This is a genomic window from Streptomyces rapamycinicus NRRL 5491 (assembly GCF_024298965.1).
GTDB lineage: Bacteria > Actinomycetota > Actinomycetes > Streptomycetales > Streptomycetaceae > Streptomyces > Streptomyces rapamycinicus.
On the sequence record NZ_CP085193.1, the window covers coordinates 9104303 to 9119826 of the forward strand.

2 protein-coding genes are annotated in these 15524 nt (G+C 74.3%); one reads left to right on the forward strand and one right to left on the reverse strand.

The features are described 5' to 3' along the window. Positions 1-7: 7 nt before the first annotated feature. Entirely contained in the window at positions 8-1300 is a 1293-nt protein-coding gene (locus LIV37_RS38365) for a carboxymuconolactone decarboxylase family protein (RefSeq protein WP_020872448.1), read from the reverse strand. Between the two features lie 357 nt (positions 1301-1657). Between LIV37_RS38365 and LIV37_RS38370 the strand changes: the two genes are divergently transcribed. After that, a complete protein-coding gene (locus LIV37_RS38370) occupies positions 1658-15445 on the forward strand; it encodes a type I polyketide synthase (protein WP_254807137.1) in 13788 nt (4595 codons plus the stop codon). Positions 15446-15524 lie beyond the last annotated feature (79 nt).

A 15524-nucleotide genomic window follows, 5' to 3' on the forward strand; every position in this document is an offset into this window, starting at 1 on the left:
TCCCCGCTCAGGTGACCACCCTCGGTATGTACGCCGCCTGGGACCCGTCGGAGAAGCGGCGCAGTTCGACGCCGTACACCTCGGCGGGGCGGAGCTGCTGGCCCAGGAACGAGATGACCCGGTTGAATTCGGGCGGGAATTGACTGGCCACAATGACCATACGGAGCCTGCCCAGGGTCAGATTCGCCTCGATCGTGCGGAGGAACGAGCCCTGGTCGACCGGATAGCCCATCTCCGCCAGCAAATCGTCCGCGGTGGTGTCCTGCAATTGCGCGGTGTACTCGAGGGAGCGCTGCAGTATGTGGAGCGGCCAGTGCCGGGCCCCGCTGCCCGCGTAGTCGAGAATTTTGGACAGGGCGCTGTGCGCGTTCCAGGTGTCGTGCGGTTCCACCACTTCGGCCAGAATCGGGACACCCGTGGAATCGGCGAACAGATGGGTGGCGCTGAAGGAGTAGCCGTCCGTGTCCGGCATGATGTCCGAGGAATTCCTGCGGATCAGCAGGAGCGGGGAGCCGGCCTCGCGGGCCTGCGCGGCCGTGGACATCAGGTCCGGATAGCGGACGAGGATCTCATGAAGTGGTGGCTCGGGGTGGGCCGCCGAGGGTGTGAGCTGGGAGAGCCCGGTGTCGTTCTGCAACACGATGCGCCGGTTCCATGTCTCGGCGTCCGATCCCGGCGGCGACTCGCGCTTGCGGGCGTGCCTGCCGGAGGTCAGCTGCCCCGGGTCCACCGGCAGCAGCGCCGGACGCTCCATCCAGGTGTCGACCGGTACCAGGCAGGAATTCAGGATGAACGCCAGGGTTTTGTAGGTTCCGGCGAGGGCCAGCAGTTCGAGGATCTGCTCCTCGCTGTACTGCTCGGCGAGCTGCTTCCAGACGCTGTCCGAGATGGCCGACTTGGTGTGGAGCTCGTCGACCGCCTTGAGGAGGGCGGCCTCGAAGGGCGTCCAGCCGGTGGTGTCCTCCGAGGCGGCGCGGGCGATCTCCGTCTCGGTCAGCCCGACGAAGAGTCCCGCGGCATGGTGATGCGCCCAGACGTACGACGCCTGTGAACGCCACGCCGTGCGCAGGATGATGAGCTCGCGCTCGCGCGGCGGGAGGATGTCGCCCGCCACATGCGACATCAGCGGCTGCATCGCGGGCAGCAGCGTCGGGTGGTTGGCGATGGTCCGGTGGACGTTCGGCGGCGGCCGGTCCGCGAGGATCCCGTTCAATGACCGGCTGACCTCCTGGAGGTAGACCTGGCCCGCCGGTGTGACGGCGAAGTCGTCCGCGTCCTGCGGATCGATCCTGGGCCGCATTTCCTCACCCTCGCGCTTGTGTTGTCACGTCGGCGTCCACGATAGGCGATCGTACGGACTTTCAAACACCGGAGGTCTAGGTGAATTCCCAGCAACCTTCGCCCGCCTAAGGTGACGGTAATGGCACGGAATGCATCCATGGCAACGGAAACAGGTGACGAACAGCCCCAAAGGGAGAGTGATACCGCGGGCAGAAGACTCAGGGATTTCTGCCGACCATACATGTACTATTTCGCACATTGTTGATCACGGCTTGAACGGCAGTCCGGTGTCGCCGGATTCCCGGAGACCCGGCGTGTGCCAGCACTTGCCTTCTCCTGCCCAGCCCGTGAGGACGACGAGTGGGGGAGCGGCACCGTGAGCCGACCTGAGTCCGTATCCGCCGGCCGAATCCAGCAGCGGGACACCGCCATCGCGGTAGTGGGGCTGTCCTGCCGGCTGCCGTCCGCGCAGGATCCCGCGCGGTTCTGGCAGTTGCTGACCGGCGGGATGAGCGCGGTGTCACAGGTGCCCCCGGGCCGCTGGGGCGACGACGAGGCGGCGGACTCCGGCGAGACCGGGTGGGGCGCCTTCCTGGACGAAGTCGACCGTTTCGACCCCGAGTTCTTCGGGATCTCGCCGCGTGAGGCGCGGGCGATGGACCCACAGCAGCGGCTGGCGCTGGAGCTGGGCTGGGAGGTCCTGGAGGACGCGGGCGTCCTGCCGGCCGGGGTACGGGGCGACGACACCGGCGTGTTCATCGGTGTGACCGCGGACGACTACGGCGTACTGGACCGGCGCAGGGGACCCGCGGCGATCGCTCACCACACCCTGACCGGACTGAACCGCAGCGTGATCGCGAACCGGGTGTCCCACTTCCTGGGCCTGCGGGGGCCGAGCCTGGTGGTGGACACCGGGCAGTCGTCGTCGCTGGTCGCGGTGCATCTGGCCTGCGAGAGCCTGCGGCGCGGGGAGTCGGCCACGGCCCTGGCCGGCGGTGTGCACCTCAACCTGGTACGGGACAGCGCGCTGGCGGCGGCCCGGCTCGGCGCGCTGTCCCCTGACGGCCGCTGCTTCACCTTCGACGAGCGCGCCAACGGGTATGTACGCGGCGAGGGCGCGGGGATGGTGCTGCTCAAGCCACTGGCGAGGGCGCTGGCCGACGGGGACGAGATCACTTGCGTCATCGAAGGCAGCGCGGTGGGCAACGACGGCCCCGGCGCGGGCCTGACCACCCCCGACCCCGAGGGGCAGGGAGCGGTGCTGGCGGCGGCGTGCCGGCGTGCCGGGGTCGACCCGGCGGCGGTCCAGTATGTGGAGCTGCACGGGACGGGCACCCGGGTGGGCGATCCGGTGGAGGCGGAGGCGCTCGGCGCGGTGTACGGAGCGGACCGTGCCGCGGACAGCCCGCTGCTGGTCGGCTCGGCGAAGACCAACGTGGGGCACCTGGAGGGCGCCGCGGGCATCGTGGGCCTCCTGAAGGTCGTGCTGTCGCTGCGGAACGGCGAGCTTCCGGCCAGCCTGAACTTCGAGCGGCCAAATTCGCGGATCCGCTTCGACGAGTGGCACCTGGACGTGGTGTCGGCCACCCGTCCGTGGCCCTACCGCGACGGCCGCGCGCTGGCCGGAGTGTCGTCGTTCGGCATGGGCGGCACCAACTGCCATCTGGTGGTGTCCGCTACCGAGCCGCCGCCCGAGGACCGGGCGGCGGCGACGGACCCGGGCGCGGGCGCGGGCACGGGCACGGGAACGGGGGACGGTGCCCGGGTGGCGGGTGGCGCCGTGCCGTGGCCGCTGTCGGGCCGGACCCGGGACGCGCTGCGCGCGCAGGCCGCCCGCCTCGCCTCCCAGCTGGCGGAGAACGAGCGGCTCCATCCGGTGGACGTGGGCTTCTCCCTGGCCACCACGCGAACCGCGTTCGACCACCGCGCCGTCGTCCTCGCGCCGGACCGGCCGGCGGCCCTGGGCGCGCTGACCGCGCTGGCCGACGGCGAGTCCGCACCGGGCGTGGTGCGGGGAGTGGCCGACATCGAGGGCCGGAGGGTGTTCGTCTTCCCCGGCCAGGGTTCGCAATGGGCGGGCATGGGCGTCCGGTTGATGGCGGAGTCCCCGGTCTTCGCCGAGCGGCTGGCCGAGTGCGCCGCCGCGCTCGCGCCCCACGTGGACTGGTCGCTCCCGGAGGTGCTGCGACAGGCCGAGGGCGCCCCGTCGCTAAAACGGGTCGACGTGGTCCAGCCCGCCTCCTGGGCGGTGATGGTCTCCCTCGCGGCGGTGTGGCGGGCGCACGGGGTGGTCCCGGACGCGGTGCTGGGCCATTCGCAGGGGGAGATCGCGGCGGCGTGCGTGTCCGGTGCGCTGTCGCTGGAGGACGCGGCCCGCGTGGTGGCACTGCGCAGCCAGGCCATCGCACGCCGCCTCTCGGGGGCGGGCGGCATGCTGTCGGTGGCGCTGCCGCGGGCCGAGGCCGAGGCGCGGCTGGGCCGCTGGGACGGCCGGGTGTCGATCGCGGCGGTGAACGGGCCCGGCTCGGTGGTGGTCTCCGGCGAGCCGGAGGCACTGGACGAGCTGTTCGGGGAACTCGCGGGCGCGGATGTGCGGGTGCGGCGGATCGCGGTGGACTACGCCTCGCACTCGGCGCAGGTGGAGCGGGTGCGCGAGGAGCTGTCGGCCGCGCTGGAGGGCATCGCCCCGCGCCGGGCCGAGGTGCCGTTCTTCTCCACGGTGACCGGTGAGTGGCTGGACACCACCGGCATGGACGCCGGGTACTGGTACCGCAATCTGCGGCAGACCGTCGCCTTCGAACCGGCCGTCCGGGCGCTGCTCGGAGCGGGCCACCGGGTCTTCGTCGAGGTCAGCTCGCATCCGGTGCTGACCTCCGCGGTGCAGGAGGCCGTCGACGCGGCCGACGTCCGGGCGATCGCCGTGGGCACGCTGCGGCGGGAACTGGGCGGGATGGACCGGTTCCTGAGCTGTCTGGCCGAGGTGTACGTGCGCGGGGTGCCGGTCGACTGGGCGCGGCCGTTCGCCGGGGCCGACGCCCGGCGGGTGGCCCTGCCGACGTACGGATTCCAGCGGGAGCGCTACTGGCTCCCGGAACCCGCCGGGGGCGCCGCGGCGCCGGACGCCGCTCCGGCCGTTCCGGCGGCCGTGCCCGGACACGCCACCGAGCCGGACCCGGAGCCGGAGCCGGAGCGTGCGGAATCCGGCGCCGCGTGGACCCGCCCCGACCTGGGGCGGCTGGTGCGCACGGAGACGGCCGTGGTGCTGGGTTTCGCCTCCGCGGAGCGAGTGGACCCGGCGCGGTCCTTCAAGGAGCTGGGCTTCGACTCGGCGATGACGGTGGAGCTGGCGACCCGGCTGAAGGCCGCGACCGGGCTGCGGGTGCCCAACACCGTGCTGTTCGACCATCCCACGCCCGACGCGTGCGCGGACCATCTGGCCACGGAGCTCACCGGCCCGCTGACCGGCCCGCTGACCGGCGGCGCCGCGCGGGCTCCCCGCACCGTCCCGGCGGACGACCCGGTGGTCATCGTGGGCATGGCCTGCCGCTACCCGGGCGGGGTGAACTCGCCGGAGGGACTGTGGGACCTGGTGTCCGGCGAAGTGGACGCCGTCTCCGACATGCCCGCCAACCGGGGATGGGCGCCGGAGATGACGGCGGCCGGCAGACCGGGCGGATTCCTCTACGACGCGGACCGGTTCGACGCGGCGCTGTTCGGGATCTCGCCGCGTGAGGCGGAAGCCATGGACCCCCAGCAGCGGCTGGCGCTGGAGACGAGCTGGGAGGCGGTCGAACGGGCCGAGATCGCCCCGTCGGCACTGCACGGCAGCCGGACCGGCGTGTTCATGGGCGCGATGGCCCAGGACTACGGTCCGCGGCTGAAGGACGGCTCCGGCGCCGTGGAGGGATATCTGCTCACCGGCACCTCGCCGAGCGTGCTGTCCGGCCGGATCGCCTACGCCCTGGGGCTGCGCGGGCCCGCGCTGACCGTGGACACGGCGTGCTCGTCGTCGCTGGTGGCGATGCACCTGGCGGCGCGGGCGCTGCGCGACGGCGAGTGCTCCCTGGCGCTGGCCGGCGGCGTCACCGTCATGTCGGAGCCCGGCATCTTCGTGGAGTTCGCCCGGCAGGGCGGTCTGTCGCCCGACGGCCGCTGCAAGGCGTACGCGGAGGCCGCGGACGGCACCGGCTGGTCCGAGGGCGTGGGCGTCCTGGTGCTGGAACGGCTCTCCGACGCGACCCGGGCCGGCCACCGGGTACTGGCCGTACTGCGCGGCTCCGCGGTCAACTCCGACGGTGCGTCGAACGGTCTGACCGCGCCCAGCGGAACCTCGCAGCGGCAGGTGATCGGCCAGGCCCTGGCCGGTGCCGGTCTGGTGCCGTCGGACGTGGACGCGGTGGAGGGGCACGGCACCGGCACCCGGCTGGGTGACCCGATCGAGGCCCAGGCGCTGCTCGCCGCCTACGGGCAGGGCCGGGACCCGGACCGCCCGCTGCTGCTGGGGTCGCTCAAGTCCAACATCGGGCATACGCAGGCCGCCGCCGGTGTCGCGGGCGTCATCAAGATGGTCCTGGCGATGCGGCACGGCGTACTGCCGCGCACGTTGCATGTGGACGCGCCGTCGTCACAGGTGGACTGGGCGGCCGGCGCGGTGGAGCTGCTCACCGGGCCCACCCCGTGGCCACCGGCCGAGCGGCCGCGCCGCGCGGGCGTGTCGTCGTTCGGGATCAGCGGCACCAACGCGCATGTGATCATCGAGCAGCCGCCCGGGGAGGAGCCCGACGAGACCACCGAGCGGCCCCCGGGCGCGCCGCGGTCGCAGGCCGCGCCGGACGTGGTGCCGTGGCCGGTGTCGGCTCGTAGCGAGGCGGCGCTGGAGGCGCAACTGGACCGGCTGGCCGCGTTCGTGGCCGACACCGGCGCCGCGGCCGCGGACATCGGCTACTCGCTGGCGACGACCCGCTCCGAGCTGGAGCATCGAGCGGTCCTCCTGGCCGCGACGGACCGCACGCCGGACGGCGACGCGCGGCCCGTGAAGGTAGCCGGGGGCATGGCGGGCGACCCCGGCCCGCTGGCGCTGCTCTTCGCCGGCCAGGGCGCCCAGCGACTGGGCATGGGGTGCGAACTGCACGGCCGGTTCCCGGTGTTCGCGGCCGCGTGGGACGAGGTCTGCGCGCTGCTGGACGGCGAACTGGAACGGCCGCTGCGAGAGGCGGTGTCCGGCGACGACGCGGAGCTGCTGAACCGCACCGAATACGCCCAGCCCGCCCTGTTCGCACTGGAAGTGGCCCTGTACCGGCTGGTGGAGTCGTGGGGGACGGCGCCGGATCTGCTGATCGGGCATTCGGTCGGCGAGATCGCGGCGGCCCATGTGGCCGGGGTGCTGTCCCTGCCCGACGCGTGCACACTCGTCGCCGCCCGCGGACGGCTGATGCGGGCGCTGCCGGAAGGCGGCGCCATGGTCGCGCTGCGGGCCACCGAGGACGAGGTGGCGGAGCTGCTCACCGGTTCGGAGGACCGCGTGGGACTCGCCGCGGTCAACGGCCCCGAGGCGGTGGTGGTGTCGGGGGAGGCCGACGCGGTCTGGGCCATCGCGGACCGGTTCGCGGCCGACGGCCGCAAGGCCACCCGGCTGCGGGTCGGCCACGCCTTCCACTCCCCGCTGATGACCCCGATGCTGGACGGCTTCCGCGCGGTCGTCGAGGGCCTGGACTTCGGCGAGCCGCGCATCCCGATCGTCTCGACCGTCACCGGTGAGCGGATCGACGCGGAGCGGATCCGTACCCCCGACTACTGGGTGCGGCACGTCAGGCAGACGGTGCGGTTCGCCGACGCGGTCGGCGCCGCGGCGCGGGCCGGTGCGCACACCTTCCTCGAACTGGGCCCGGACGCCACGCTGTCGGTGCTGGCGCAGGACGCCCTGCCCGATGTGGCGCGCGTGGAGGCCGTGCCACTGCTGGGCAAGGACCGCGGCGAGGAGTCCACCGCGCTGGCGGCGGCCGCCCGGCTGTATGTGCGGGGCGTACCGGTCCGGTGGGCCGGACTGTTCACCGGCACCGGCGCGCGCCGGGTCGCGCTGCCCCCTTACGCGTTCCAGCGGGAGCGGTACTGGACCCCGTCCGTCGGCGCCACCTCGGCGGGCGCGGTCCCGGAAGGGCTCGGCGGTGTGGAGCATCCGCTGCTCGGCGCGGTCGTGGAGCTGCCCGAAACCGGTGGTCTGCTGTGCACCGGCCTGCTGTCGGCGGCGGCGCAGCCGTGGCTGGCCGACCATGTGGTGGCCGGGCAGGTGACCCTCCCCGGCGCCGGATTCGTCGAGCTGGCGGTGCGCGCGGGCGACGAGGCCGGGTGTGGCCTCATCGAGGAACTCACCCTGGCCGCCCCGCTGGTGCTGCCCGGTCGGGACGACGAAGGGGTGCGGATCCAGGTCGCCCTCGGTGGCCCCGGCGACGGCGGCCGACGCACCCTGGGCATCTACGCACGGCCCGCCGACCCACCGGACGCGCCATGGACGCGGCACGCCACCGGCATGCTCGCGCCGGGCAGGCCCGGCGTCGGCGAAGGCGCCGGTGCCGGGTCGGCATGGCCGCCCGCGGACGCCGTACCCGTCGACCTCGATGACTTCTCCGAGCGGCGGCGCGAGGCCGGGCTCGCCCACGGGCCGGAGTTCCGGGCCGTCCGGGCGGTCTGGCGGTCCGGAGACGAGGTGCTGGCCGAGATCGCCCTCCCCGAGCACATCGCCGACGAGGCCGATGCCTTCCGCCTCCACCCCGCGCTGCTGGAGGCGGCGCTGCACATCGCGTCGTCGACCGGGCCCGACGGCGGGGCGCGGGCCTCGGCTCGCTCCGAGGTGTCGACCTGGTCCGGGGTGTCCCTGCACGCCGTGGGCGCGTCGGTGCTGCGGGTGCGGACGCGCGCGACGGGCGAGGACACGGTCACGCTGAGCGCGGTGGACACCGCGGGCCACCCGGTGGTGTCGGCACGCACGCTGACGCTGCGTACGCCGGACGTCCACACCCCGGCGGCCATGGCGGCGCGGCCGCTGCTGCGCCTGGACTGGCTGCCCGCCCCGGTGCCGGAGGCCGGTGGGCACGGACCGGTGAGCGCCGGGGAGGCGGTGCTGGTCCCGGTCACCCCACCGGCCGGTGTGGCGGTGCCGGAGGCGGTCCGTGCGGTCACCGCGTCCGTGCTCGACACGTTGCGGCACCACCTGAACGACGACGACACGGACGCGATCGGCGGGAGTCGGCCCGCCCGGGTGGTGTTCGTGACCCGTGGCGCGGTGGCCACCACCGCCGGTACGGCCCCTGACGTGGTGGCGGCCGCGGTGTGGGGGCTGGTGCGGTCGGCCCGGCAGGAGAGCCCCGACCGGTTCGTCCTGCTCGACCTGGACCCCGCGGACACCGGGGATCCGCTGTCGGCCGCCGCCGGGACGCTGCGTGCGGCGCTGGACCGCGGCGAGCCCGAACTGGCGGTGCGCGCCGGTGAGTTGCTGATGCCCCGCTTGACCTCCGTCGAAGCCCCGGACCCGGCCGCGCCGGGCATCGTATGGGGCGGTGACGGCACCGTACTGGTCACCGGCGGTCTCGGCGGTCTCGGCGCGCTGGTGGCCCGGCACCTGGTCACCGCGCACGGGGTGCGCCACCTGGTGCTGGCCGGCCGTCGCGGCGCCGACACCGACGGCGCCGACGCGCTGATGGCCGAACTGGCCCGGCAGGGCGCGCGGGTGACCGCCGCCGCCTGCGACGTCTCCGACCGCGCCGCCGTGGCCGCCCTGCTGGCGGCGGTCCCGGCCGAGTATCCGCTGACCGGTGTGGTGCACGCCGCCGGTGTGCTCGACGACGGGTTGATCGGGGCGCTGACCCCGGACCGGCTGGACACGGTCCTCCGCCCGAAACTGGACGGCGCCTGGCATCTGCATGAACTGACCCGTGACCACGGTCTGACCGCGTTCGTGATGTTCTCGTCGGTGTTCGGGGTCCTCGGCAACGCGGGGCAGGCCGGCTACACCGCGGCCAACGCGTTCCTGGACGCGCTGGCGCGGCGGCGGACCGCGGCGGGGCTCGCGGCCCTGTCCATCGGCTGGGGGCTCTGGCCGCGTAGCGGCGGTATGTCCGCCGGGCTGAGCGCCGCTCAGCTGCGCAGGATCGCCGGGGCCGGGCTGCCGACGCTCACCGTCGAGGAGGGGCTGGCCTGCTTCGACACCGCGGGCGCGGTGGGCGAGGCGTCCCTCGTCGCCACCCGCGTCGACCGGGCCGCCCTGCGGGCGCGTGACACCGTGCCCGCCGTCCTCCGCGGCCTGGTCCCCACCGGCGCCGTCCGCCGGGCCGCCACCGGGGGCGCCTTGGGCCCGACGGCCGGGCTGGCGGCCGGCCGGACCCGGGACACCCTGCTCCAGCTGGTGCGGGAGCAGGTGGGTTCGGTGCTCGGGCTCGCGGGTCCGGCGGCGGCCGGGGGCGGGCGGACGTTCAAGGACATGGGCTTCGACTCCCTGACCGCCGGCCAGTTGCGCAACAGCCTGCGGAAGCGGACGGGCCTGAGCCTGCCCTCGACCCTGGTCTACGACCACCCGACGCCCGAGGCCCTGGCCGGCCATCTGTGGACCGAGCTCGGCGGCGAGGCCGACGAGCGGCGGGGGAGCGCCGTACCGGCCGCGAGCACGGCCGGTGGTGCGGGAGCCGGGGCGGCCGACGCGGAGCCGATCGCGATCATCGGAATGAGCTGCCGTTTCCCCGGCGGGGTGCGCTCGCCCGAGCAACTGTGGGAGTTGCTGGCCGAGGGCACGGACGCCATCTCCCCGCTGCCCGCCGACCGCGGCTGGGACGCGGGCGCGTACCACCCCGACCCGGAGCGGACGGGCACGACCTACTCGGCGGCGGGAGGCTTCGTCGACGGCGTGGCGGAGTTCGACGCGGCGTTCTTCGGCATCTCCCCGCGCGAGGCGGTCTCGATGGACCCGCAGCAGCGGATACTGCTGGAGCTCACCTGGGAGGCGTTCGAACGCGCCGGGATCGACCCCGCGGCCCTGCGGTCCAGCCTGACCGGCACCTTCGTCTCGGCGACCGCCCAGAGTTACGGCACCGGGGTGTCGGCGGACTCCGACGGATACCAGCTCACCGGCACCATCCCCAGCGTGCTCTCGGGCCGTCTGGCCTATCTGTTCGACCTCCACGGGCCGGCCGTGACGGTGGACACCGCCTGCTCGGCGTCCCTGGTCGCGCTGCACATGGCGTGCCAGTCGCTGCGCTCGGGGGAGAGCACCCTGGCCCTCGCGGGCGGTGCCACGGTGCTGACCGGCCCGGACCTTCTGGTCTCGCTGAGCAGGCACCGGGTCATGGCGCCCGATGGGCGGTGCAAGGCGTTCGCCGAGTCGGCGGACGGCATGGGCATCGCCGAAGGCGCCGGTCTCCTGGTGCTGGAGAAGCTCTCCGACGCGGTCCGCCACGGCCACCAAGTGCTGGCGGTGGTCCGCGGGTCGGCGGTGAACTCCGACGGCGCCTCCAACGGGCTGACCGCGCCGAGCGGACCGGCGCAGCAGCGGGTCATCCGCCAGGCCCTCGCCAACAGCGGCCTTTCGGCGTCCGACGTCGACGTGGTCGAGGCACACGGAACCGGCACCGCACTGGGCGATCCGATCGAAGCGCACGCGCTGCTGGCCACCTACGGCCAGGACCGGGACGGCAACCCGCCGCTGCTGGTCGGCTCGGTCAAGTCCAACATCGGACACACCCAGGTGGCCGCCGGTGTCGCGGGTGTCATCAAGATGGTGCTGGCCATGCGGCGCGGCGTCCTGCCGAAGACGCTGCACGCCGCCGAGCCGTCCTCCCGTATCGCCTGGGACTCGGGCGCGGTCGAGCTGCTGACCGAGGCGGCGCCGTGGCCCGACCTCGGCCGTCCGCGGCGGGCCGCGGTCTCCGCGTTCGGCATGAGCGGGACCAACGCCCACGCCGTACTGGAGCAGGCCCCGGCGCCCACCGGCCCGGTCCCGGATCCGGTGTGGGACGGGCCGGTGGCATGGCCGCTGGCGGGCAAGTCGGCCGGAGCGCTGCGCGCCCAGGCCGCGAAGCTGCTCGCACATCTGGACACCCACCCGGGGACGCACCCGGTGGACATCGGGCATTCCCTGGCCACCACCCGCGCCGCGTTCGAGCACCGGGCGGTGCTGGTCGGCCAGGACCTCGCGGCGCTGCGCGGAAGCCTGGCGGCCCTGGCCGAGGGCACCTCGGATCCCGCGGCGGTGCGCGGCACGGCGCCCGAGCGCGGCCCGATGGTCTTCGTCTTCCCCGGACAGGACGCGGCGTGGGCCGGGATGGCGGCCGAACTGCTCGATGTCTCCCCCGTCTTCGCCGCGCGCGTCGCCGACTGCGAGGCGGCCCTGGCCCCGTACCTCGACTGGTCGCCCACCGATGTGATCCGCGGTGAGCCCGGCGCTCCGCCGATCGAGAAGCGCCCCGATGTGCTGCAGCCCGTGCTGTGGACGGTCATGGTCTCGCTCGCCACCCTGTGGCGCTCTTTCGGCGTCGAGCCCGCCGCCGTCGTCGGCCACTCCCAGGGCGAGGTCGCCGCCGCCTGCGTCAGCGGCGGGCTGTCGCTGGACGACGGCGCCCGCGTGGTGGCGCTGCGCAGCCGGCTCATCCACGAACGCCTGTCCGGACGCGGCGCGATGATGTCGGCGATGGCATCGCCGGAGCGGATCCGGGAGTTGCTGGACGAGGTGTCCGGCGCGGTGTCCATCGCCGCGGTCAACGGACCGAAGACGGTGACGCTCTCCGGCGATCCGGCCGCTCTGGACCAGGTCGAGCGCGGTCTGTCCGTCGCCAGGATCATGCGCTGGCGGCTGGCCGGGGTGGACTTCGCCGCCCACTCGGCGCATATCGACGAGATCGAGGCCGAGTTGCTGGAGCTGCTGGCTCCGGTGCGGCCCCGCCCCTCGGAGGTGCCGTTCTACTCCACGGTGACCGGGGGCCGTCTCGACACCGAAGAGCTGGACGCCCGGTACTGGTGCCGGAACCTGCGGCAGACCGTGTCCTATGCCGAGACGATGACCGGTCTCCTGCGCGAGGGCTACGGGCTCCTGATCGAGGTCGGCCCGCATCCGGTGCTCGCGGTCGGCACCAGCGAGCTCATCGAGAACGCGGGCAGCCCGGCGGTCACCCTGGGCACCCTGCGCCGGGACGACGGCGGATGGGACCGGGTCCTGCGCTCGCTCGGGGAGGCGTACGCCCACGGCGTGCCCGTCGACTGGACCAGGGTGCTCCCCGGCGGCCGCACGGTGGACCTGCCCACCTACGCCTTCCAGCACGAGTCGTACTGGACAGCCCCGCTCACCCCGCCCACCTCGCGGACCGGCACCGCCGAAGGTGCCGACGAGCCGCTGTGGACCGCCGTGGACCAGGGAGACAGCGCCGCGGTCGCCACGCTGATCGGCCTCGGACCCGAGAGCAAGGGCGCGCTCGACTCGGTGCTCCCAGCGCTGTCGGCGTGGCGCAGGCGGCGGGACGAGCACACGCAGGCCGGCCTGCGGCGCTACCGGACGGTGTGGACACCCCTGCGCGTCCCCGCGGGCCCCTCACTCACCGGAACCTGGCTGGTACTCACCACCGGCTCCATCGACGACACGGATGTGGTTGCCGCGCTGACCGCACACGGCGCCCGGGCGCGCCGTGTGCTGCTCGACGGGACCCACACCGGCCCGCAGGCGATGGCCGCACACCTCGCCGGCATCGGCCTCGACCGGGCGGCCGGAGTGGTGTCGCTGCTCGCGGCGGCAGAGGACGCGGACAGCTGCGAACCAGTGCTGCCAGCGGCGGCGGAGGACCCGGACAGCGGCGAACCCGCGCTGCCCGCCGGTCCGGCCCTCAGCGTGTCGCTGGTCCAGGCGCTGATGGCGGCCGGGGCCGAGGTGCCGCTGTGGACGGTGACCCGCGGCGCGGTCTCCACCGGCCCGGCCGACCCGGTCCGCCACCCGCGGCAGGCGATGGTCCTCGGACTCGCCAGGACCGCGGCCGTGGAGGCACCGTCGCGGCGCGGCGGGCCGGCCGACCTCCCGGAGCGCCTCGACCCCGAGTCGGCCGGCCGGTTCGCCGCGCTGCTCTCGGCGGATCCAGGGGAGGACCAGGCGGCGGTGCGCTCCTCGAACGTCCTCGTCCGGCGACTGGTGCGGGCACCGGCACGAGCCGACTCGCCCGGCACCTGGACGCCCCGTGGCACGATCCTGGTCACCGGCGGCACCGGGGCGCTGGGCGGCCGGGTCGCCCGATGGCTGTCCCACCAGGGCGCGGAGCGCCTGGTGCTGATGAACCGGCGCGGCCCCGAGGCACCGGGCGCGGCCGAACTGATGGCGGAACTGACTGCCCAGGGGACGACCGCCGAGGTGGTGCGGTGCGAGCTGACCGACAGAAAGGCCGTGGCCGGGGTGCTCGACCGGCTCTCGGCAGAAGGCCATCCGGTACGCGCCGTGGTGCACACGGCGGGGACGAGCCCGCTGGGCCCGCTCGCCACGGCGAGCCCCGACCACTTCGCCGACGCGCTCCACACGAAGGTGGCGGGCGCCGCGCACCTCGACCAACTGCTCGACGACACCGGCCTGGACGCCTTCGTGCTGTTCTCCTCGGTCTCCGGCGTCTGGGGCATCGGCCACCACGCGGCACAGGCCGCCGCCAACGCGTATCTGGAAGCGCTGGCCTCCCAGCGCCGCGCCCGGGGCGCCCGCGCGACGGCGATCTCCTTCAGCCCCTGGGAGGAGGCGCGCGGGCGGATGAGCGAGCACGACCGTGAACAACTCCTGCGCAGCGGAATGTCCTTCCTCGACGGCGACCTGGCCCTGGCCGCGCTCGCCCAGGCGCTGCATGAACAGGAGACCGCGCTGACGGTCGCCGACATCGACTGGGACCGCTACCTCCCCGTCATCACCGGGGCCGCGCCCCGCCCGTTCTTCAGCGAGCTGCCGGAGGCGGCCAAGCTCACCGAGCCCCAGCCCACGGGCGGACACGACGACTTCTCGGCACGGCTGCGGGGCCTGCCGCCCGCGGAAGCGCGGCGGCTCCTCCTCGACCTGGTGCGGAGCGAGGCCGCGGTGGCCCTCGGCCACTCATCCGGCGAGGCCGTCGAGGAACACTCCGCCTTCCGCGACCACGGCATGGACTCGCTCGCCGCCATCGACCTGCGCAACCGGCTCGCCGCCGCGCTGGGCACGACCCTGCCCAGCACCGTAGTCCTCACCCACCCCACCCCGGCCGACCTGGCCGGCCATCTCCTCGACCACCTCGCCGCGGCGCCGACGGAGGACCACGGCCCCGGCGCGGCCCCGACGCCCGACCTGGTCGCCCGCCTCCACCGCGACGCCGTGCGGACGGGCCGCCGGAACGAGGCCGAAACCCTTCTTCTCGACGTCGCCGCCCTCCGGCCCAAGAGCACCGGGCCCATCCCGCCCGCCCTGGACCGGCTCACCACCGGCCCCGCCCTGGACCGGCTCACCACCGGCACGTCCGACACCCGTCTGATCTGCGTGGCCCCCATCGTGCCCCTGACCGGACCCGACACCTACTTCACCCTGGCCGGGGCGCTCCCCGGCACCTGGGCCGTCTCCTGCCTGACGCCCCCCGGCTTCCGCACCGACGAGCCGCTGCCCGCCACCCGCGAAGCCCTCGTCGAAGGGCTGGCCCAAGCCGTGGCCGCGAGCACCGGCGGTGACACCACCGACCCGGTGATCCTCCTGGGCACCTCATCCGGCGGCATCCTCGCTCACGAGACCGCCCGCCATCTCGCGGACCACGGAACGCCCGTACGGGCCGTCGTCCTCCTGGACACCTACATCCTGGAATCCCCTGCCGCCCGTGCACTCCAACCCCATCTGTGGCACGGACTGTACGAGCGCGAGCACCACGCCGACGGCTTCACCGCCACCGACCTGTCCGCCTACGCCTGGATGGAACAGCTCATCCACACCTGGACCCCCGCACCCACGCCCTTCCCGACCCTGCTCCTGCGCGCCTCGGACCCGCTCCCCGCATCACCCGGGGCGGACCCGGTGCCGCACGACTGGCAGACGGCCCTTCCTCACATCACCACCACCCGCACCACGCCGGGCAACCACTTCACCCTCGTCAACCAGCACGCCTCAGCCGCCGCGGGCCACATCACCGACTGGCTCACCGGGCTGGGCTGAGCGGACCCTCGCAGCACACCGGCCAGGGCCCGGCATTCCGGTACCGGGTTCCGGCCGGTACCGGGAGGCCGTTGTCTCC